At 68.6% G+C, this 21,812-nt stretch carries 15 protein-coding genes; 10 read left to right on the forward strand and 5 right to left on the reverse strand.

The window, feature by feature from the left end:
* The first annotated feature begins 2 nt into the window (after window positions 1–2).
* From AB0E69_RS36140 to AB0E69_RS36165, 6 genes are all read left to right on the forward strand, one after another.
* Window positions 3–902 (forward strand): phytanoyl-CoA dioxygenase family protein, encoded by a 900-nt coding sequence (locus AB0E69_RS36140; protein ID WP_360157043.1) that lies wholly within the window; start codon window positions 3–5, stop codon window positions 900–902.
* Window positions 903–1,146: 244 nt separating this feature from the next.
* A complete protein-coding gene (locus tag AB0E69_RS36145) occupies window positions 1,147–2,637 on the forward strand; it encodes a sugar transferase (protein ID WP_360157046.1) in 1,491 nt (496 codons plus the stop codon).
* A complete protein-coding gene (locus tag AB0E69_RS36150; protein ID WP_360157049.1) occupies window positions 2,637–3,575 on the forward strand; it encodes a GDP-L-fucose synthase in 939 nt (312 codons plus the stop codon). The genes AB0E69_RS36145 and AB0E69_RS36150 overlap by 1 nt, the downstream gene beginning before the upstream one ends.
* Window positions 3,572–4,555 carry a GDP-mannose 4,6-dehydratase gene (gene gmd / locus AB0E69_RS36155; protein WP_360157052.1) on the forward strand — a complete coding sequence of 328 codons (984 nt, stop codon included), beginning with the start codon at window positions 3,572–3,574 and terminating at the stop codon, window positions 4,553–4,555. Before AB0E69_RS36150 ends, gmd begins: the two co-directional genes overlap by 4 nt.
* A 3-nt stretch (window positions 4,556–4,558) precedes the next feature.
* Window positions 4,559–5,374, forward strand: a complete 816-nt coding sequence (locus tag AB0E69_RS36160; RefSeq protein ID WP_360157054.1) for a WecB/TagA/CpsF family glycosyltransferase — start codon at window positions 4,559–4,561, stop codon at window positions 5,372–5,374.
* Window positions 5,371–6,624, forward strand: coding sequence for a hypothetical protein (locus AB0E69_RS36165; protein WP_360157057.1), 1,254 nt, complete (start codon window positions 5,371–5,373; stop codon window positions 6,622–6,624). Before AB0E69_RS36160 ends, AB0E69_RS36165 begins: the two co-directional genes overlap by 4 nt.
* 777 nt (window positions 6,625–7,401) lie before the next feature.
* Here AB0E69_RS36165 and AB0E69_RS36170 read toward each other — a convergent pair.
* Both AB0E69_RS36170 and AB0E69_RS36175 read right to left on the reverse strand, forming a co-directional pair.
* Window positions 7,402–8,928: a fibronectin type III domain-containing protein gene (locus AB0E69_RS36170; protein ID WP_360157059.1), complete on the reverse strand. Its 1,527-nt coding sequence runs from the start codon at window positions 8,926–8,928 to the stop codon at window positions 7,402–7,404.
* Window positions 8,929–9,083: 155 nt separating this feature from the next.
* Window positions 9,084–11,315: a LamG-like jellyroll fold domain-containing protein gene (locus tag AB0E69_RS36175; RefSeq protein WP_360157062.1), complete on the reverse strand. Its 2,232-nt coding sequence runs from the start codon at window positions 11,313–11,315 to the stop codon at window positions 9,084–9,086.
* Window positions 11,316–11,453: 138 nt separating this feature from the next.
* Between AB0E69_RS36175 and AB0E69_RS36180 the strand changes: the two genes are divergently transcribed.
* Together AB0E69_RS36180 and AB0E69_RS36185 are read left to right on the forward strand one after the other, a co-directional pair.
* Entirely contained in the window at window positions 11,454–13,073 is a 1,620-nt protein-coding gene (locus tag AB0E69_RS36180; RefSeq protein ID WP_360157064.1) for a Wzz/FepE/Etk N-terminal domain-containing protein, read from the forward strand.
* On the forward strand, window positions 13,073–14,362 hold the full coding sequence (locus tag AB0E69_RS36185) for a hypothetical protein (RefSeq protein WP_360157067.1): 1,290 nt from the start codon (window positions 13,073–13,075) through the stop codon (window positions 14,360–14,362). Before AB0E69_RS36180 ends, AB0E69_RS36185 begins: the two co-directional genes overlap by 1 nt.
* Here AB0E69_RS36185 and AB0E69_RS36190 read toward each other — a convergent pair.
* Window positions 14,348–15,670 (reverse strand): right-handed parallel beta-helix repeat-containing protein, encoded by a 1,323-nt coding sequence (locus tag AB0E69_RS36190; RefSeq protein WP_360157070.1) that lies wholly within the window; start codon window positions 15,668–15,670, stop codon window positions 14,348–14,350. The genes AB0E69_RS36185 and AB0E69_RS36190 overlap by 15 nt on opposite strands.
* Window positions 15,671–16,201: 531 nt before the next feature.
* On the reverse strand, window positions 16,202–17,608 hold the full coding sequence (gene uxaC, locus AB0E69_RS36195; protein ID WP_360157073.1) for a glucuronate isomerase: 1,407 nt from the start codon (window positions 17,606–17,608) through the stop codon (window positions 16,202–16,204).
* Window positions 17,609–17,765: 157 nt separating this feature from the next.
* Here uxaC and AB0E69_RS36200 point away from each other — a divergent pair, with 157 nt between their 5' ends.
* Window positions 17,766–18,731 (forward strand): LacI family DNA-binding transcriptional regulator, encoded by a 966-nt coding sequence (locus AB0E69_RS36200; protein ID WP_360157666.1) that lies wholly within the window; start codon window positions 17,766–17,768, stop codon window positions 18,729–18,731.
* A gap of 17 nt (window positions 18,732–18,748) precedes the next feature.
* Window positions 18,749–20,131, forward strand: a complete 1,383-nt coding sequence (locus AB0E69_RS36205) for a mannitol dehydrogenase family protein (RefSeq protein ID WP_360157075.1) — start codon at window positions 18,749–18,751, stop codon at window positions 20,129–20,131.
* Here AB0E69_RS36205 and AB0E69_RS36210 read toward each other — a convergent pair.
* The gene (locus tag AB0E69_RS36210) at window positions 20,106–21,689 is read right to left on the reverse strand and encodes a right-handed parallel beta-helix repeat-containing protein (RefSeq protein WP_360157078.1); all 1,584 of its coding nucleotides are present in this window, start codon (window positions 21,687–21,689) and stop codon (window positions 20,106–20,108) included. The genes AB0E69_RS36205 and AB0E69_RS36210 overlap by 26 nt on opposite strands.
* Between the last annotated feature and the right edge of the window lie 123 nt (window positions 21,690–21,812).

The following is a 21,812-nucleotide window of genomic DNA, read 5'->3' on the forward strand; positions in this document are numbered from 1 at the left end:
GAATGCACTCCATTTATGTCGACGCCGAGTTCACCGACGACGAGCGGCGCGCGAAGCTGTACGAGGGCGATCTGTTCGTCTACTCGCCGCGTCCGTCGACGCTGGCGCTGACCGAGTTCGCGGCGGAGATGGCCCGGGCCGCGTTCGCACCGCTGGACCCGGAGACGGCGCAGTTCCACATGGCGGTCGAGGACTACGCCGCGCTGCTCGCCGAGCTCAAGCCGCGGTTCATCCACCACCCGGAGTCGAAGCGGCTGATCCAGGAGATGCTGGTCGACTTCGGCTGCGACCCCGAGCAGGTGTACTTCGACGTACCGCGGATGCGCAGTTCGACCTCGGACGAGTACCTGACCACCGGGATCGCGTTCGCGTTCCACCCGCACCGCGACACCTGGTACTCCGCGCCGTACACCCAGCTGAACTGGTGGCTGCCGATCTTCGCGATCAGCGAGGACAACGGCCTGGCCTTCCACCCGAAGTACTGGCACACGCCGGTACAGAACAGCTCGCGGGTCTACAACTACGCCGAGTGGAACGCGACCAGCCGGAAGATCGCCGCGACCCAGATCGGCGTCGACACCAGGATCCAGCCGAAGCCCGAGGAGGAGGTCGAGCTGATGCCGCAGATCCGGCCGATCGTCAAGCCGGGCGGCATCATCCTGTTCTCCGGCGCCCAGCTGCACTCCAGCGTGCCGAACACGTCGGGCCGGACCCGGTTCAGCATCGACCTGCGCACCGTTCACCTCGGCGACACCGAGTCGGGCTGGGCGGCGCCGAATATCGACTCCGAGTGCACCGGCACGACGATGGGCGACTACCTGCGGGTCAGCGACCTGGAGCACATCCCGAGCGAGGTCGTCGAGGCCCACGACACCCCGCGGCCGGCGTCTGAACCGGTCTGAACCGGACCGAGCTGAACCGAACCCCCACCGCAGCACCCGACAGATCCGGCCGGACCGGCCGGATCTGTCGTCTGTCCGGGCCTTGTCAAGTTCTCCCCAAGGGCTCGGGTCGGTGGTCGATCCCGGCCTGTGCCCGTAGTAATGTTCGATGACTCGTCGCCGAAGGGCGGGTGAACAAGGCATACTGCAGTCTTCACGTGGACACGTTCCGTGTCCGTCCGGTTGCAGGAGGATCGAGGAAGCGGTGAGTGGAGCAGAGGCGCCGGACGCGGTCGACGGCCGCCGGCCACTCTGGGTGGTGCCGCACGAGGTGCCGGCGATCGTCCCGCTCCCGTCGCGGTCGACCGAACCGCGCTGGGTGGGCGTGTACCGCTGGGCCGCCGTGGGCGGCGACCTGCTGGCCGCCATGCTCGGCGTGTTCGTCGCTCTGCTGACCCGGTTCGGCTACCACGTCGGTGGCAGCTACCTGATCGTCAGCAGCCTGCTCCCGCTGGCCTGGGCCGCGGCGGTCGCGCTGTCCAAGGGCTACGACCCGAGGTTCTTCGGCGCCGGGCCGGACGAGTTCCGCTCCTTGCTGCGCGCCGGCGTCGGACTGACGGCGTTCGTCGCGATGACGTCGTACGTGACGAAGGCCGAGATCGCCCGCGGCTTCGTGGTGCTGGCGATTCCGGTGATGGTCGTTTCCGCTCTGCTGCTGCGGTACGCGCTGCGGAAGGACCTGCACCGCCATCGGGTCCGGGGCCGCTGTATGCACAGGGTTCTCGTGGTCGGACGCAGCGGTCCGGCCGCGACTTTGTGTGAGCACCTCGAGAGCCGTCCGACCGACGGGTTTCGCGTGGTCGCGACCTGCCGGCCGCACGCCGACCAGCACGGCAACGGGCCGATCCACCCCGACGAGCTCGACGAGCCGGACATCCTGGCCGCGGCGGACCGGCACGCGGTCGAGGTGGTCGCCATCGCGACCGATCCGGAGCTCGCCGGCCAAATGCTGCGTCGGCTGTCGTGGGCGCTGGAGCAGCGCGGGATCGAGCTGATCGTGTCGCCGGGCATCATCGAGGTCGCCGGTCCGCGGATCTCGGTGCGCCCGGTCGCCGGCCTGTCGTTGCTGCACCTGGAGCGCCCGTCGGTCAGCGGTGGGCCGCACCTCGTGAAGGCGCTCTTCGACCGGGTCGTGGCGCTGGGCTTCATCGCCGTGCTGTCACCGCTGCTGATCGGGCTGGCCCTCGCGGTCAAGCTGACCAGCCCAGGGCCGGTGCTGTTCCGTCAGCAGCGCGTCGGCCGGGCCGGCGACGAGTTCACGATGCTGAAATTCCGCAGTATGTACACCGATGCCGAGCAGCGGCTCAGCGATCTGTACGCGTTGAGCGACGGTAACGGCGTGATCTTCAAGATGCGCAACGACCCGCGGATGACGCCGCTGGGCCGGTGGATCCGCCGCTTCTCGCTCGACGAGCTCCCGCAGCTGTTCAACGTGCTGCGCGGTGACATGTCCTTGGTCGGTCCGCGGCCGCCGCTGGCCGAGGAGGTGGCGCTGTACGCCGCCGACGACTCGCGGCGGATGCTGGTGAAGCCGGGCATGACCGGCTTGTGGCAGGTCAGCGGCCGCAGCGACCTGTCCTGGGACGAGTCGGTCCGGCTCGACCTGCGGTACGTCGACAACTGGTCGATGACTCTGGATCTGCTCATTCTCTGGAAGACCGTGCGCGCGGTGTTCTACGGCGCGGGGGCTTACTGATGGCTCAGTTGAATCGGGACACCGTCGTCTACGTGGCCGGCCACCGTGGCCTGGTCGGTTCGGCGATCTGGCGCCGGCTGGAGCGCGACGGGTTCAGCCACCTGATCGGTGCGTCGTCGGCCGAGCTGGACCTGCGCGACCGCGACGCGACCTTCGCCTTCCTGGCCGAGCACCGGCCCGGTGTCGTGATCGACGCCGCGGCCCGGGTCGGCGGCATCCTGGCGAACCGTGACCACCCGACCGAGTTCCTCAGCGACAACCTCCGGATCCAGGTCAACCTGATGGACGCGGCGCTCGCGGTGCGGACGCCCCGGCTGCTGTTCCTCGGGTCGTCGTGCATCTACCCGAAGTACGCCGAGCAGCCGATCCGCGAGTCGAGCCTGCTGACCGGCGAGCTCGAGCCGACCAACGACGCGTACGCGATCGCCAAGATCGCCGGCATCATGCAGGTCCAGGCCGTCCGCCGCCAGTACGGGCTGCCCTGGATCTCGGCGATGCCGACCAACCTCTACGGGCCGAACGACAACTTCGACGCGACCACCTCGCACGTGCTGCCGGCGCTCATCCGGCGCTTCCACGAGGCAACGGTCTCCGGCATGCCCGAGGTGGTGCTGTGGGGGAGTGGTACGCCGCGGCGCGAGTTCCTGCACGTCGACGACCTCGCCGACGCCTGCCTGCACCTGCTCGAGCAGTACGACGCCCCCGAGCCGATCAACGTGGGTGTCGGCAACGACGTGACGATCCGCGAGCTGGCCGAACTGGTCGCCCGGGTGGTCGGGTACAAGGGTGCCTTGAGCAACGATTTGTCCAAGCCGGACGGGACCCCGCGCAAGCTGCTCGACGTGAGCAAGTTGCTGGCGCTGGGCTGGAAGCCGTCGATCGACCTCGAAGACGGTGTGGCCGCCACCTACCGCTGGTACGTGGAGCACGCACTGTGAAGAGAGCATTCGTCACCGGGATCACCGGCCAGGACGGTTCGTACCTGGCGGAGTTGCTGTTGTCCAAGGGCTATGAGGTGCACGGGCTGATCCGTCGCGCCAGCACCTTCAACACGCGGCGGATCGATCATCTGTACGAGGATCCGCAGGCGCAGGACAAGCGGTTGTTCCTGCACTACGGCGATCTGACGGACGGGTCGCGGTTGGTGACGTTGCTGGCGGCGATCCGGCCGGCCGAGGTGTATCACCTGGCGGCGCAGTCGCATGTGCGGGTGTCGTTCGACGAGCCGGAGTACACCGGTGACACGACCGGGATGGGGACGACGCGGTTGCTGGAGGCGATCCGGATGATCGGGCTGGACTGCCGGTTCTACCAGGCGTCGTCGTCGGAGATGTTCGGCGCGACGCCGCCGCCGCAGAACGAGGACAGCCCGTTCTACCCGCGGTCGCCGTACGGCGCGGCGAAGCTGTACGGGTACTGGATGACGCGGAACTACCGTGAGGCGTACGGGATGTTCGCGGTGAACGGGATCTTGTTCAATCACGAGTCGCCGCGGCGGGGTGAGACGTTCGTGACGCGGAAGATCACCCGGGCGGTGGCGGCGATCACGGCGGGGCGGCAGGACCGTTTGTACCTGGGGAACCTGGAGGCGTGCCGGGACTGGGGGTACGCGCCGGAGTACGTCGAGGGCATGTGGCGGATGCTGCAGCACGACACCCCGACCGATTACGTGATCGCGACCGGCACGTCGTACTCGGTGCGTGACTTCGTGTCGCTGGCGTTCGATCATGTGGGACTGGACTGGGAGAAGTACGTCGATTACGACCAGCGCTACGAACGGCCGACGGAGGTGGACTCGCTGATCGGCGACGCGTCCCGGGCCGCCACCGACCTGGGCTGGAAGGCCCAGGTGCACGTGCCCGAGCTGGTCCGGATCATGGTCGACGCAGACCTCGCGACTCTCGAAGGGAACGACTGACGGATGACCGATCTGCACACCGATCTGCACACCGACATGCCTGCTGATCTGCACACGGCAGCACCGGCTGCGACTCGGGTGGACGTGCTCGGAATCCACGTCAGCGTGACCAATCCCGACCACACCGTGGACACGTTCGCGCGCTGGATCGACGACGGCGACCGGCAGCTGGTCTGTGTCACCGACATGAACGCGCTGCTGCACGCCCGCGCGGACGAGCGGCTGACCGAGGTCTACAACACGTCCGGCCTGACCGTGCCCGACGGGATGCCGCTGGTCTGGGCCGGCAAGAAGGCCGGCTTCGAGGAGATGGACCGGGTCGCCGGTCCGGACCTGCTCGAGCGGGTGCTGGCCGAGTCGGCCGAGCGCGGCTGGACGCAGTACTTCTACGGCGGCGCGGAGGGTGTGGCGGAGGAGCTGCGCGAGCGGTTCCAGGCGCGGCACCCGGCGTTGAAGGTGGTCGGCGTGGAGTGTCCGCCGTACCGGCCCTTGACCGAGGCCGAGAACGCGGAGATGGTGGCCAGGCTCAACGAGGCCCGGCCGGACATCGTCTGGGTCGGCCTCGGCGCGCCGAAGCAGGAGCGCTGGATGGCTGACCACCGCGACCGGCTGAACGCGACCATCCTGGTCGGTGTCGGTGCCGCGTTCGATTTCCACACCGGGCGGCTGGACCGTGCGCCGCTGTGGATGCAGCGGGCCGGGCTGGAGTGGAGCTACCGGCTCTACAAGGAGCCGAAGCGCCTCTGGCGGCGGTACCTGCTGGGTATCCCGCGCTTCGTGGTCGGCGTACTGCGCCGGCCGCCGCGGCCGGTTTCTTGAAGCTGAAGCGGCTGCGCGGCCCGGCCGGCCGCGCCAGCTGGGGCCTGGCCGACCAGGCTCTCTCCAGCCTCAGCAACCTCGCTGTAGGCGTCGTCGTAGCTCGCTCCAGCACCGTCGCCGACTTCGGCATCTACGCACTCGCCTTCGGCGGCTACACCATCGCCCTGAACGTCTCCAGAGCAGTAGCCACCGAGCCATTGGCAGTACGCCACTCCGGTACCCGCACTCCTGACTGGCAACGGGCCGTCCGGGCGAGCACCGCCACGGCCCTTCTCACCGGATTCCTAGGTCTCTTGGTGGGTCTGGGGATCGCGGCTGTTCCGCCCGTCCCCTCGAAGGGCGTCCTCGTCGCCTTCGCCCTCACCATGCCTGGGCTGCTCCTCCAGGACGCCTGGCGCTGGGCCTTCTTCGTCGTGGGGGAGGGTCGCAAAGCCTTCCTGAACGACCTCATCTGGTTGCTGGTGATGCTGGCGATCATGGGCGGCCTGTACCTCACCGACACCGCCTCGGCCTTCACGCTGACATTGGCCTGGGGACTGGGTGCGGTCGTTGCCGCGGTCGCGGGCCGCTTCCAGGCCGGAGTCGCACCGCGACGCCAGCTCATCCGTGAATGGGTCAAGCGCAACTGGGACCTGAGTCCGAAGTACGTCGGGGAGATGCTCGCCGTCTCCGGCACCATCCAGGTCTACATGCTCGGCATCACCGCCGCGGCCGGCCTGGCCGCGACAGCGGGCATCCGCGGCGCCCAGGTGCTGCTGGGACCGGTGAACGTGCTCAACCAGGGGATCCGGATGATCTCGGTCCCCGAAGCCTCCAGAGCCTTGCGGCACTCGTACCGACGGCTCTGGCTGGTCGGGCTGGCCATCTCGTTCGGCGTCGGCTGCGGCGCACTGGCCTGGGGAGCCGTGTTCCTGCTGCTCCCGCCCGTCGTCGGCCGCGAACTCCTAGGCCCCGGTGTCTGGAACCAGGCCCACACGGTCCTGATCCCGGTCATCCTGCTCCAGGCCCTCGGCGCCTCCAACGCAGGCGCCTTCGCCATCCTCCGCGCCCTCACCGCCGCCACCCGCGGCCTCCGCGTCCGCCTGATCAGCTCAGTAATCCTGATCACCTGCGGCATCAGCGGCGCCTTCCTCTGGGGCCCCAAGGGCGCAGCCTGGGGCCTAGCCAGCGCCTCCCTCGCCACCCTCCTCCTCTGGTGGAACGAAGCCCACCAAGCCATAACCGCCCACCGCCGCACCAGCACCACATAGAACCCTCACGACAAGAGCCAAAAGAAAAGAGCAGCAAGAAGAAGAGATTTAGAGGGGCGGCTGGCCCGAGCGGGCCGGCGGGGCAGGCTCTTCAGAAAAGAGATTGAAGAAAGGGCATGAAAGAAGAGATTTAGAGGGGTGGCGGGCTTCAGTGGTCGGCCGCAACTTCGCGGGTTATTCAGAAGTCTCAGCTAGGCTTTCAGGAAAAGAGATTAAGGAAAAAAGAACAGAGAAAAGATAAATTTAGAGTGGTGGCTGACTCGGCGACCGGCCGGAGGTTTGTCTGGGTGCCGCCAGTCCACCGACGGCGCCCTGCTCGCCGTGTCGACACCGGTCGCGGGAGGCCGCCACGACCGCCGCGCGATCACCGAACGCGGCTGGCACCGGTCACGAACAAACCGTCAACCGCACCGTCTCCACCCCGCGATCAGCCGTCGAACAAGCCGTCGGGCCTCGGCTGGTGACTTTTGAATAGGCCACTTTCTCTGCGTGATGCCGGTGCGTCAGAACATGCATCGACCCACCTGCGCGAAGTTATTGAAGCGTGGAAACTCCAATTCTTCTGTCGCGGTGGGTCGATGTGCGTTCAGACGCACTGACATCGCACGGCCAAGCTTCAGTCGGTCACCGAAGCCAGCCGCCACTCTAAATCTCTGTTCTTTTCTTCGATGTGGCGGTCGGCCCGAGGGCCTGCGCGGTGCCGGCGTGCAGACCAACCTCCGGTCGATCGCCTGGGCCGGCCACCACTCTAAATTTTCTTTTATTGGTTTCTTCTGGTTAAGGGATCTTTACGCTGACCGAGTTGCCCTTGATGATGTTGCGGCCGTCGTGGACTTCGATGTGGTAGGTGTACGTCGAGCCGCGTTTGAGGCCGCGGTCCTGGACGGTGTAGGCCTTGCGGGGCTGCCAGAAGTACGACGTGTACTGCGCGGAGTTGACGTTGGTCGACCCGCGGAACACGTTGTACGTCAGTGTCAGGTTGTCCAGGTCGTACGTGTCGGCGTACTTCACGTACACCCGGCCGGACGTCGTGGCGGTCAGCACCGGCGCCCCTGGTTTGCCGGGGGCGGCACCGCCGGGCGTGTTCGTGAACCGGGTGATGCCCTGCTGGACCGTGCCGTTGACGTGCAGGAAGTCACCGCCGACCCAGACGTCGGCCGGGCCGCCCGCCATCGCCAGCGGACCGACCTTCGTCGTGCTGGTCTGACTGGCGTCGGTGTTCGGGAACCACGGGCCGATGTTGCCGTTGATGCCGCTCAGCACGAGCAGGTAGTGCGTGCCGGTGCCGTTCGGGAAGCCGTTCGGCGAGGCGGTGCAGTCGTGCGCGTGCGAGCCCTTGTAGACCCAGTTGCCGATCGCCAGGATCGCCTCGGTCGCGCCCAGGCACTTGTTCTGCCAGAGCAGCTGGCCCGTGGTCGCGTCGGCGGCCAGGATGCCGTCGTAGCAGCCGCTGCCGTCGCCGCCGTTGGACACGAACACCTTGTTGCCCAGCGTGTCGATGTCCTTCACCCGGGTGGTGCACTTGACCGTCGGCTTCGGGATGGCGGCCGCGGCCGGCATCGAGAACGCGGCGCCGGTGGTGTTGTTCACCATCGCCAGCGAGTAGTGGTCCTTGCCGTTGATCGTGCTGAACGGGCCACCGACGAAGACCCGCGTGCCGTTGTCGGACACGTCGATCGCGTACACGTCGTCGTTCGCGTTCGGGTTCCACGGCAGCAGGTCGCCCTGGATCAGCCGGACCGCGCCGAGCCGGTTCCGGACCGCGCCGTCGATGGTGCCGAACGCGCCGCCGACGAAGACGCTGTTGCCGTAGATCGCGATCGCCTTCACCCGGGCCGCGACGACCGGGTCCCAGGCCTGCACGATCTTGCCGGTGGCGACGCTGAACATCGCGATCTTGCTGCGCTTCAGGCCGTTCACCACGGTGAAGTCACCGCCGATGATGACCCACTTGCCGTCCGGGCTGGTGGCCACGGCGTACACCGGGCCGTTCACGGACGGAGCGAACGCGGTCGGTGCGCCGGTGGTGCGGTTGAACGCGGCGACGTACGTACGGACGGCCTCCCCCTGGCCGGCCGGCTTACCTGGCTGCCGGATCCGGGTGAACAGGCCACCGGCGAACACCGTGTTCCCGGCGACGGCCAGCGCGTTCACGCTGTTGTTCGTCTGCCACGAGATCTGCTTGATCGCCGACACCGCAGAGGCGAACCCCGGGGTGGCCGCCTGCACCGGCGGTCCCGAAGGGATCAGCGCGGCGGCCAGGACGGCCGCACCGGTGACAACGGCCAAAATTAACTTCTTCATCAACGTCCTTCGACTGGGCGGGGGATCAGTCAGCGCGCGCCTCATCACGCACCAGCGTCGGACACTAGCGCTGCGGGAGTCCGACTGGAAGGCGGACCCCCGCGCGCGTTACAACTTTGTGCCAGAACTGCCAGCCGGCCGGCTGATCTCTTGCCCTAGCGGGCGCTGTAGTGAGACTGCACCTGGACCGGGCTGAGTGCGTACGGGTAGACCGCCGCCTCGTCGATGCCCATCCCGGTCTGGGTCGCGCCACCGCCCGGCCAGGAGTTCGTCAGGTCGTACCCGACCCGCCACCAGCCGTAGTACAGCGAGGCCGGTCCGACCGCGGCGCTGCCGGTGAGCATGCCGTCGACGTACAGCTTCATGGCGCCGGTGCCACTCGTCGAGTCGTACGTGCCGACCACGTGGTGCCACAGGTTGTCGTTGTTGCCGGACGGGCTCGTCAGCGTCCGCTGGGAGCCGTCGTTCACACCGAACACGATCGAGCCGTTCGTCCGCATGTAGAGCATCCGGTCGCCGCCGCTGCCGCTGTTCCCGGTCTTCGAGTTGCCGAAGCCGAGGATCCGGCCGCCACGGTTGAAGCCGCTCTGCTTCACCCACGCCTCCACGGTGAACTGCTGCGGCATGCTGTACGCCTTCTCGCCGACCATGCGGCCCGTGCTCGAGCTGGTCGTCATCGCGGTGTTACCGACGATCGCTCCGGCGCCGCCCAGCGTCACACCGGTGAACGTGCCGTTGTTGCTCTGTCCGGACGAGTCGACCGAGGTCGTCGTACCAGCTGGTTCACCGAGACGCCAGTACGCCTGCGGCCCGTCCGCGCTCACGATCTGGTCGTACGCCGTCGATGCGGTCGTGGCGACCGTCACCGGGTCGGAGTAGTTGCCGCGGATCGTCGTACTGCCGTCCGTGACCTCGACGCGGTAGTTGGTCTGCTCACCAGGCGTCACGTCCGTATCGGTGTACGCCAGCCAGGGCTGGCTCCACGGCGTGGACTTGGCCGTCCAGGTTGCGATGGTGGTGTTGCTGAAGCCCTTCAGCAGCCGGTAGGTCAGCGTGCTGTCGTCGTTGTCGACCACGGTCGGGAAGTGGATCTGGACCACACCCGGCTGGACGCTGTACGGCAGCAGCTTGGCGGGCTTGGCCGGGGCTGCACCCGGAGCAGCGTTGGTGAAGTGGGTCAGGCCCTGCTGGGCGACCCCATTGACGTGCAGGAAGTCGCCACCGGCCCACAGGTCGTTGCCACCGGTCGCGAAGGCCAGCGGACCGACATTGGTCGTGCTGTTCGGGTCCGCGTCGGTGTTCGGGAACCAGGGGCCCAGCGAGCCGTCGGTGAGCTTCTCGCTGAGCAGGAAGCGGTAGTCGAAGCCCTGCGGGAACCCGCCGGCGCCCTGGTTGGCGCAGTCGTGCGCGTGCGACCCCTTGTACAGCCAACCGTTGACGACCTTGACGGCCTCGGTCGCACCGAGGCACTGGTTCTTCCACTTCAGCGTGTTCGTCGCGATGTCGACCGCCCACGTGCCGTCGAAGCAGCCGCCGCCGTCACCACCGTTGCCGAAGTACACCGTGTCGCCGCTCGCGTCGATCGTCTTGACCCGCGTCGTGCAGGACCCGTTCGGCGGCGGTACGGCGGACGCGCCCGGGAACGGCAGTACGCCGCCGCTCACCGGGTCGAGGCTCGTCACCGTGTTCTGGTTGGTGCCGTTGACCGTGCTGAACTGGCCGCCCGCGTAGACCTTGGAGGCGTCGTCCGCCGCGTCGACGGCGTACACGTCGCCGTTCACGTCGGGAGCCCAGGCCAGGAGCGTGCCGGTGTCTGTGGTGGCCGCGGCCAGCCGGTTCCGGGTCTGGCCGTTGACCAGGCCGAACGAGCCGCCGAAGTACACCGTCGTCCCGGAGACCGCGATCGACTTGACCCGGTACGAGACCGACGGCTTCCAGTTCGCGACCAGCGCACCGGTGGCGGTGTCGAAGGCGGCGATCCGGTTCCGGGTCTGGCCGTTGACCGTGGTGAAGTCGCCGCCGACGAAGATCCGGGATCCGTCCGCGGTGGCCGCCACCGCGTAGACCTGGCCGTTCAGGACCGGGTTGAACGCGCTGACCAGCGCGCCGGTCGAGGCGTCGAACGCGGCCAGGTACGCCTGCGCGACCTCGCCGGTCCCGGCCGCGGCGCCCGGCGGGCGGACGCTGGTGAAGCGGCCACCGGCGTACGCCTTGCCGGCCGCGACCGCGATGCCCTGCACGCTGGCGTTGGTCTGCCAGCTGGAACTGCTGACCGCCGACAGCGAGGCCTCGGCGCTCTGCGCGGGCTGCGCGAGCGTCACGACCAGCCCGGTGGCGATGAGTGTCCCCACGACCCCCAGCCGTGCGAACAGACGTCGTTTCGTCATCCTGCGATGTCCCCCCTTGGACATGAAGTGAAAACCCCAATTCCCCCGAGGAAGAGAGTAGGGCACAGGACGAGATGCTGTGATCACATTCCGGTGCCTATATCCTGAGGCGCTGGCGTCGACAGAGTGGGGTAGTGCATGGAACCCGGCACCGTGGTCTGGCGGGAAACCGCCCAGTCACTGCTGCGACAGAAGTGGCTGATCCTTGGGTGCATCCTGCTGGGGCTGCTCGGCGCCTCGGTGTTCGCGCTCTCACAGACCATTCGGTGGACCGCCTCGAGTCAGCTGGTGATCGGCCCGGCGGTGCCGCCGGCCCTGGTCGGGAAGCTGTCCGCGGGTGCGGACAAGACCGGTCCGCTGGGCATGGACCTGCCGGCCGAGACCCAGGCCCGGGTGATGGCGAGCCCGACCCTGCTGGCGGCGGTGGTGAAGTCGCTGGGGATGGAGAACAACGACAAGACCATCCAGGACCTCGCGGCGGTGACCCGGGTGAAGGCGGTCACCGACAACGCCTACCTGGTCACCACGGACGGCCCGACCGCACAGAAGGCGGTGGACCGGGCGAACGCGATCTCGACCATCTACCTGACCCAGCGCAACAACGAGGCCAAGGCCCTGCTGACCAATCTGGCCGAGCAGGCGCAGGCGCGGTCCAAGAACGCGACTGCTCAGTCGCGCAGCCTGGTCAGCCAGATCGACGAGGCGATCCAGCGCGGCGACACCCAGACGGCCGCGGCGTACCGCGACCAGCGGGTCGGGTTGGCCACCGAGGCCCGGCAGGCGTCCGACGACGCGGCCGCGATGCTGAAGGCGCTGTCCGCGGTCGGCGCCGGCAGCGAGCTGGTGACGCCGGCCACCACGGACACGGCCAGCTCGTCGCCGATGGTCGCGCGCGACATCCTGGTCGGCGGGATCCTCGGTCTGGTGCTCGGCTTCGGCCTCGCGCTGCTCCGGTCGCACCTGACGCCGTACATCCTGACCCGCGACCAGGCGGCGCGGGCGGCGAGCTCGCCGGTGATCGCGGCGTCGGAGGGGAAGCGGCGCCGGTTCTGGCACCGGTCCGCTCCGGAGCTTCCGCCGTACGAGATCACGGCGCTGGGCGCCGAGGCGAGCGGTGCGCTCGCCCGGCGCGAGCTGAACCCGCGGGCGTACGCCGGTGGCGGTCCGGGTGCCCTGCTGGTCGTCTCCGCCTCGCCGACGCCGAACTCCGCGGGCATCGCGCTGGCCATGGCCGAGGCGAACGCTCGCGACGGCCGGGAGACACTGCTGGTGCTGGCGGACATCGAAGGTACGCCGGTGCTCCCGCACCTGACCGGGCACGAGGGCCTGACCGACCTGGTGATGGAGCCGGCCGCGACGCGGGCGATCCGGGCGCGGAAGCTGTTCCGGCCGGGGACGGTCGCCGACCTGTACGTGCTGCCGCCCGGGCTGAACCACGAGGAGACCGCTGAGGCGGTCGGCCCGTCGCTGGTGCCGGGCATCGTCGCCGACCTTCCGCCTGGGTACTCCGTGGTCATCCACGGGCCCGCCTCGGTCGGACGGCACGGCATCACGCCGCTGGCGGCCGCGGTCGACGCGTCGGTGCTGGTGGTGCAGGTCGGGCTGGACAAGGAGATGGACGTCGCGCGCCTGACGGGTGCGCTGCACTTCGCGGGTGCGCCGGTGCTGGGCGTCGTACTGATCGGGGCCTCGTCGCACGACGAGACGCTGGGCATCCCGCTGAACTACAAGTCGCTGGACGCGGCCGCGCAGCGCTGATGCTCACTGCCGACCGAGGGACCAGGCTGGCTCCGGCGGTGCCGGGGACAGTCGCCGGTGAGATCGAGAAACCGGCCTGGTTCTGGCTGCTGCTGTGGTGCCTGTTCGTGCTCGGCGTGCAGCCGTGGTCGTCGCGCGTCGCGGCCCCGCAGGGTACGACGGGGTCCACGAACAGCATGGCGAAGGGGCTCCTGCTCGGGGCGGTCTTCCTGGTCGCGCTGGCGGCGACGAAGCCGGGGTTCCGGACCCGGGTCAACCTGGCCAGCTGGTTCTACGTGATGTACGTGCTGTTCGCGGTGGCGACAGCGTTCCTGCTCGCGGAGCCTATGGGGCCGCTGACGCGGCTGGCGCGGTTCCTGCTCGGGCTACTGCTCGTGTTCCTGCTGTACCGGCCGCTGATCGCGATACCGGAGCGGTTGGTGCGGGCGCACCTGTGGGCGCACGTGTTGCTGGGGGCAACGGTTGTGCTGAGCTTGGCCTATGCGCCGTCGCAGGCGTGGCGGCCGTTGCGGTCCTTCGGGACGGGGTACCGGCTGCAGGGCGTGATCATCCCGATGCTGCCGCCGCGGGTGGGCGAGGTAGGCGCCGTACTGCTCGGGCTGGCTTTGATCGGGTTGATCTGCCGGAAGCTGTCGACGCTGCCTGCGGTGGCGTTGATCGTGCTGGGCGGTGCGTTGATCGCGGCGAGCCGGACGCGGACGTCGGCGGCCGCGGTGGCGGGCGGCTTGTTCCTGGCGCTGCTGCTGACCCGGAAGACTTGGTTCGGGCGGTTCTGCAGCCTGCTGCTGCCGGCGTTGCTCGGGCTGGCGTTTCTGACCATTGGGTCGCTGCATGCGTGGTTGCTACGCGGGCAGGGCACGCAGCAGATCAGCTCGCTGAGCGGCCGGACGACGAGCTGGCAGGCGGTGCTCGACGAGAAGGTGTCGATCCAGACGGCGATCATCGGGCACGGGCTGGGCAACAAGCGGGTGCTGCTGCGGCGCGGTGAGGGCGACATCGACGTGATGGCGATCGACAACAGCTGGCTCGGTCTCTACTGGGAGACCGGGCTGCTGGCCGTCGTGATCGTCGCGGTCGCGCTGATCCTGGCGTGGGTGTCGGTGCTTCGCGCGCCAACGCCGTACATCCGTGCTTGTGGGGCGCTGCTGCTCGGCTACGTCACGGCCGCGTCGCTGAACGAGAGCGGGCTGTCGGACCTCTCGTCGATGACCGTGCACCTGCTGGTGGCGGCGGCGATCTGCGACGCGGACCGATTACGTGGCCGGGCGCGCGCGTCAGCTGTTCACTGAGTCCTGATCGAAGCCGGACTGCTGCCACTGGGACCAGGACATCGACTGGCCGTGGTACGCGAAGCTGTTCGGGTTGGCGACCTGGTAGCTGTTGCGGCGGAACGTGATCGCGCCCGGCTTGGTGGGAGAGCCCTTGTTCTCGACGACGCCGAGGGTGGCCTCTGGGTTGGTCATCACGACCAGGTTGCCTTCGACGGTGACGTTGCGGAGCACGTACGTGCCGCGCGGGCCGTCGCCGCGGGTGCGGGACTGGATGGACAGCGCGTTGCGGTTGTCCTTGATCAGGTTGCCGGTCACCTGGACGTCGGAGGAGGTGTTGACGTTGATGCCGCCGCCGTCCCAGAGCGTCCCGCCGGAGCCGCGACCGGTGCCGAAGCCGTTGTGCTCGACGACGTTCTGGTCGATGACGGCCTGGTAGCTGATCTCGTACCGGATCCCGTCCGCGGCGTTGTCGCGGATCCGGTTCCCGGTGATCCTGCGGTCGTGCTCGGCGATGTCGCTCCAGAAGCCGATGCCCTGGTTGGCGACGATGTCGTTGCCGCTGACCTCACCGCTCGACCGGGTGGACTTGATGCCGCCGGACTCCCAGTCGGCGATCCAGAAGCCGTCGGTGTTGTTCCGGGTGACGAGGTTGGCGGTGAGCTTCACGCCGTCCGACTTGTACTGCCCGATGCCGAGCTGCCCGTTGTCGGCGACGGAGTTCCGCTCGACGACGGTGTTGTCGCCCTCGATCACCATGATCCCGACCGCGTGGTTCCACCGGACCTCGTTGCCGGTCACCTTCCAGTGGCGGCCGACCTGCAACGCGCCGGCTTGCGGCCTGCTCGCGAAGTGCTCGATGATCAGCCCGGTGACGGTCACGTTGTCCGCGGTCTTGTCGATCGCCGTCTGGGTCCGCGACAGCTCCACGAGCTTTCCTTGGGGGTCGTCGCCGAGGTACAGCACGTTGTGGTCGTAGTCGCCGTAGAAGGTCCCCGGCTGCACGCTCTTCCGGCTCATCACACGGGTCAGGTGCTTGCCCTGGACGAACACCTGCTCGCCGAGCTGACACGGCTTCGCCCGGTTGTCCTCGCACTGGCCCTTGAGCTGGTACGGCGCCGGCAACGCGCCGCGCACGACCCAGGCGTTGCCATCCTTCTCCCACCCGGACAGCCGTACGGCGCCGCTCAACACAGCACCCGCCTCGCCGCCGAGCACGTCCCCCGCCCGAGGTCGCACCGGCTTGGTCAGCCGATGCACTCCCTTCGCGAAACAGAAGGTGGTCTTGGCCGGCGCCGCGTCGATCTGTGGCTGCGGATCAACCCCCACCGGAATCACTGTCCCGCGACAGCCCTTCACCGTGGCCGGACCAGTAGCCCCCAGCTCGATCCCGGCGGCCGCAGGCGCAGCAGTAGGCACAGTCACCGTGGTCGTACTGGTAGGCGCCTGACCCTTGGAGTCCGTACAACCCGCCACCACCAACACCAACCCAGCAACCGCAACTACCCCGCGCCTCATCAGAATCCCTTCCACCAACCGATTGCGCGAGACTACCCGCCCACCAGCCCGCCCCCGAACCACAGCACCCCACAACCGTGTGGTGGGGTGCTGCGCACCCGCTCGTGTGGTGGGGTGCTGGGCACCCGCTCGTGTGGTGAGCCCCCGACCTCTCGCGCCCGCTTGGTGGGAGTGTGGCGGGTGCCTCGCGCGCCCGCCTGCTGGCGGGTCTCGCGTGTGCGTCGCGTGTCCGCTTGCGGGGGAGTCTCGCGGGTACCTCGCGCGCCCGCCTGCCGGGGAGTGTGTGGTGTGGCCATGCGCGCCCAACTGCTTTTGCGGTGCGGTTCCGGGGCCGCGGGGCGGTTAGCTCAGGTAGGTGTCTCGGGCTTGGGTGTAGGCGAGTGCTCGCGCCACCTGCAGGGCGTCGTCCTCGTCCAATCGGTGCTGGACTACCAGGTTCGCGAGGTAGCCCGCGTCGACCCGCCGCGCCAGGTCGTGGCGCGCGGGGATGGACAGGTACGCGCGAGTGTCGTCCACGAAGCCGGACATGTTGTAGAGGCCGGCGGTCTCGGTGACGAGCTCCCGGAAGCGGCGCATCCCGTCAGGGCTGTCCAGGAACCACCACGGCGCCCCCAGCCGGACAGCCGGGTACACACCAGCCAGCGGAGCGAGCTCCCGCGAGTACACCGTCTCGTCGACAGTGAAGAGCACCAGCCGGAACCCCTCCGCGTGCCCGAAGCGCTCCAGCAGAGGACGCAGCGACCGGGTGAACTCCGTAGCAACCGGAATGTCATGCCCCTGGTCCGGTCCGTACGTCGAGTAAATCCCCGGGTCGTGGTCTCGCAGTACGCCGGGATGCAGCTGCATCACCAGCCCGTCCTCAGCCGACATCACCGCCGACTGGTACAGCATGTTCCCCGCGAACGCCGCCGCGTCCTCCGCCGTCACATCACCCTTCAACGCCCCGGCGTACACCCGCGCCGCCTCAGCATCAGACAGCGGTACGGCGGCCGCGCTCAAGTGTCCGTGGTCCGTCGCCCGAGCACCAGCCGCCACAAACGCCTGTCGCCGCTGCCGAAGCGCCTGCAGGTACCCGTCGTACGTCGAGGTGTCGACATCGGCCAACGCACCCAGCTGCTCAATCAACGCCGGCCACACCGGACGGTCCACGTGCACAGCAGCGTCCGGCCGGAAGGTCGGGACGACCCGCCCGGGCAGGTCCGCGGCCAGCTGGACGTGCTGAGCGAGGTCGTCCGTGGCGGCGTCGGTTGTCGAGATGAGCTCGATGTTGAAGCGGTCGAGGAGCGCCCGCGGGCGGAAGTCGGGCTCGGTGATCCGCGCGGAGATCTGGTCGTACAGCTCGTCCGCGGTCTCGGCGGACGGATGCGTGGTGACCCCGAGCACCTCGGCGAACTCGTGCTCGAGCCAGTACCGGCTCGGCGTCCCTAGGAACAGGTGCCAGTGCCGGCAGAACTCCCGCCAGATCTCGCGAGGCTCGGCTGTCGTCTTCCCGTCACGCCGCGGGAGCCCGAGCTTGTCCGGCGAGACACCTTGCGAGATCAGCATCCGGGTCACGTAGTGGTCCGGCACCACCAGCAGCTCTGCCGGATCACCGAACGGCTCGTCATTCGCGAACAGGCCGATGTCCACATGCCCGTGCAGACACAGCAGCGGCAGGTCCTTGGTTGAGGCATGGATCCGCCGGGCAACCTCCCGCGCCGGTCCCGCCGGCAACGCCCGATCCGGATGCGGCTGTAGCGCCTTAGCCATGAACCCTCCTCGATCTGCAACAAGTCCTGCAAAGGATTGCAGTCCTCCATCTCCCGCACAAGAACCTGTCCAAACACGGTCGCTTGACACCAGCTGCAACCGATTGCACACTGCCAGGTGACCCCTGGAGGTGGGTGTGGCGGCGACGCTGCGGGATGTGGCTCGGGTGGCTGGGGTTTCGGCTTCTACCGTGTCGCGGGCCTTGACTGTGCCGGGGATGGTCAATGCAGCGACTCGGGCTCGGGTGGCGGCCGCCGTGGAGCAGCTGGGGTACGAGCCGAACCGGGCGGCGCGCGGTCTGATCACGGGGCGGACCGGGACGATCGGGCTCGTCGTACCCGACCTGGCCAATCCTTTCTTTTCGAGTGTGACGAAGGGTGTGCAGGCGCGGGCTCGGCGCTCGGACGTGGCTGTGTTCGTCGCGGACACCGACGAGGACGCGGCGGCGGAGGTCAGTCTCGTACGCACGTTGTCCAAGCAGGTCGACGGCATCGTGCTCTGCTCGCCACGGGCCGGCGACGAGGACCTACGGGCGATCACCTCCGACACCAATGTCGTGCTCGTCAACCGCGCCGCCGACGGCATCCCCGGGGTCAGCTACGACAACGAGGACGGGATGCGGCAAGCCGTCGCGCACCTGGTCGCGCTCGGGCACCGGAAGATCGCGTGGGTCGCTGGCCCGGCCACCTCGTGGTCGACCGAGCACCGCGGTTTCGGCCTCCGCAACGCCGTGGACAAGTACCGCGCCAAGCTCGCCCCGGTCGGTAACTTCGCCCCGACGTACGAGGGCGGTATGGCGGCCGCCGACCAGGTCGTCGCCACCGGCGCCACCGCCGTGGTCACCTACAACGACCTGGTCGCGATCGGTCTGCTCGCACGCCTCCACGCGCGCGGCATCGACGTGCCCCGCGACCTGAGCGTGGTCGGCGTCGACGACATCGCCATGTCCGGCATGGCCCGCCCCGCCCTCACCACGATCCGCCTCCCGAAGCAGGAGGCCGGCCGGATCGCCGTAGACCTCCTCCTCACCCTCCTAGCCGACCCCGACCAAGCCGTCGACACCCGCACCACCCTCCGCGGCGAGCTCGTGGTCCGCGCCTCCACCGGCCCCAAGAACCCCTGACACGAAAGGCCAGTCGCTTGAGCAGGCTCAGCCTCGACAACCTTCCCGTCGCCCCGTCCGTCGATCCCCGAGCGCTGTCGGTCGGCATCGTGCACCTCGGCCTCGGCGCGTTCCACCGGGCGCACCAGGCCGTCATCACCGAGCGGGCCGCAGTGGCCAGCGGTGAGACCAGGTGGGGGATCGCCGGCGTCAGCCAGCGGTCGGCAAACGTTCGCGACCAGCTCGCCCCGCAGGACGGCCTGTACTCCGTTCTCGAGCGCGGCCTCGGCGACCCGTCGGCCATGGTGATCGGCAGCATCCGCGAGGTCCTGACGGCCCCCGAGGACCCCGACGCCGTCGTCGACCGGATCGCGGACCCCGCGGTCAAGGTCGTGACCCTCACAGTCACCGAGAAGGGCTACCGCGCAGCCAACGGCGGACTCGACCTCGACGATCCCGAGATCCAGGCCGACCTCACCGGCCGCCCACCACGCACGGTCGTCGGTCAACTCGCCGCCGGCCTGACCAGAAGAACCGACCCGCTGACCATCGTCTCCTGCGACAACCTGGTTGCCAACGGCCCCTTCCTGCGCAAGCTCGTCACCGAGTACTTCGATGCCCTCGGCAAGACCCCGGACACCTTCGCGGCAACGAAGTTCCCGGCGAGCATGGTCGACCGGATCGTCCCCGCCACCACCGACGCCGACCGCGACGAGGCCGCCCGCCTGCTCGGCGTCCGCGACGAGGCGGTGGTCGTCGCCGAGCCCTTCCTCCAGTGGGTGATCGAGGACGATTTCGCCGGCGACCACCCGGCCTGGGAGCAAGCCGGCGCGGTCCTCACCGCAGACGTCGCCCCGTGGGAGCAGGCCAAGCTCCGCATGCTCAACGCCACCCACTCCATGCTCGCCTACCTCGGCGCCCTCAAAGGCTACGAAACCATCGCCGAGGCCGTCCGCGACGACGAGCTGCACCACCTGGCGCAGCGGCTGATGACCGAGGACGTCGTACCGACGCTGACCCCGCCCGACGGCCTGGACCTGGCCGAGTACGGCGCGACGGTCATCGAGCGCTTCGCCAACCCGGCGCTCAAGCACAAGACCCGCCAGGTCGCGATGGACGGCTCGGTGAAGCTGCCGGTGCGGATGCTCGGCACCGTCGCCGACCGCCTGGCCGCGGGCGCCGAGCCGCAAGTCATCTCCCTGGCCGTGGCAGCCTGGATGGTCTATGTGCAGGAGACCCCGGATCTGGATGACCCACAAGAGGCGAAGTTGAAGGCGGCGCTCGACGGAGCCTCCGAGCCGGGCGAGGTGGTCGACGCCCTGCTCGGAGTGGACTCCGTCTTCACACCCGACCTGCGCGACTCAACGGTGTTCCGCGAGCTGCTGGTCGGGCACGTCACCGCGCTGGCGGCACGATCGTGATGCCGCCGGTCGCGTCGAGCACCGCCTTGCCGAGCGTGAACACACTCGTCACGTCCTGACCGGTCCCCCGCCACTCCGTGGCCGTGTACCAGGAACCCGTCTTCTGGAACCGGTCCGCGGCCAGGCTGTCCAGGATGTACACGTTGTTGTCCAGCTTGACCGCGCCGGCCGGGATCGCCGCACCGGAGTTCTGCACCATGCCGGTCGCGGTGGTGCCGCCGCGCATCGTCACCTTGTTGCTGGCGACAACGATGTCGCGGAGCACGTTCCGTCCCCAGGGCCCGGAGCCGCGGGTGCGGGACTGGATCGCGATACCGTTCACGTTGTTGGCCACGATGTTGTCCCGGATCTGCACGTTCGACGAGGTGTTGACGTTGATCCCGCCGCCGTCCCACAGCGACCGGCCCGACCCACGCCCGGTGCCGAAACCGTTCCCGCTGATCGAGTTGTCCTCGATGACGCCGTTCCGGCCGATCTCGTAGCGGATCCCGTCCGCGGCGTTGCCGATGATCTGGTTGTCGGCGAACGTCCGGTTGTCGTCGTACGCGTCGCTCCAGAGCCCGACGCCGCGGTTGTTCTTGATCAGGTTGCCCGACACCGAGCCGCCGTTCGACCAGGTGGTCTTGATCCCGCCGGACTCCCAGTCCGCGATCCAGAAGCCGTCGGTGTTGTTCTTGCTCACCTCGTTGGCCGAGATGACGCCCCGGGCGGTGCTGTACTGCCCGACGCCGAGCTGACCGTTGTGGTGGATCCGGTTCTGCTCGAGTACGGCGCCGTCCGCGTTCACGAGCATCGCGCCGACCGCGTGGTTCCACCGGATGTCGTTGGCGTACACGTGCCAGCCCGGCCCGAGCACGACCGCCCCACCCTGCGGCGGGGTCGCGAAGTGCTCGATCGTCAGCCCGCGCACGGTCACGTTGGTGCCGCCCGGCTCGATCGCGGTGGGGGTCTTCGACATCTCGACCTTGTGCCCGGCCGGGTTGTCGCCGACGTACACCGCGTTGGCCGCGTAGTCGGCGTAGAAGGTGCCGGGGGCAACCTGATCCCGGGTCGCGACTCGCTTCAGGTGCTTGCGGTCGCGGAAGACCTGCTCGCGGAGGTAGCAGATGTTCGCCTGGTTGTCCTCGCACTGCCCGGTCCGCGGGTACGCCGGGGGGAGCACGCCGGTCGTGACCCAGTCACCCTTGGATGCCGCCCAGTTGGTCAGCGGCACCGAGCCCGCGAGTACGGCGCCCTGGTTGCCTGCGAGGACCTGGTTGGCCTTCGGCCTGATGGTGTCGCTGATCCGATGCAGGCCCTTGGCGAAGCAGAACGTGGTCCCCGCCGGCCACTCGGCGACCACGGCCGCGGCGTCGTCAGTGGTCTTGATCGGCACGCCCGAACACGCCGGCGCGAGCGCGGGTCCGGTCCGGAAGGAGCCGTCGGCCGGGGGAGTGGACGCAGTACCGGATATCAGGTCGTCGGCGTACCGGGGTGCACTACGGGCAGGCAAGGGGCCGACGGCAACCACCAGCGTGCCGATGGCAACGACCGTCAGCAGTGCGCAAGTTCTCTTCATCAACGAGCCTCCGGTGGCACAGGTCGTCCCTGAGCGCACCCCCCATGGCGCGGCTTCGTTCGAAGATTACCTCTACTTCACGTAGTCATGGCAATACGTAACGCACAAATACGTTGCGATGAG

The sequence above is a fragment of the Kribbella sp. NPDC026611 genome (genome assembly GCF_040638345.1).
In the GTDB taxonomy this organism is placed as follows: domain Bacteria; phylum Actinomycetota; class Actinomycetes; order Propionibacteriales; family Kribbellaceae; genus Kribbella.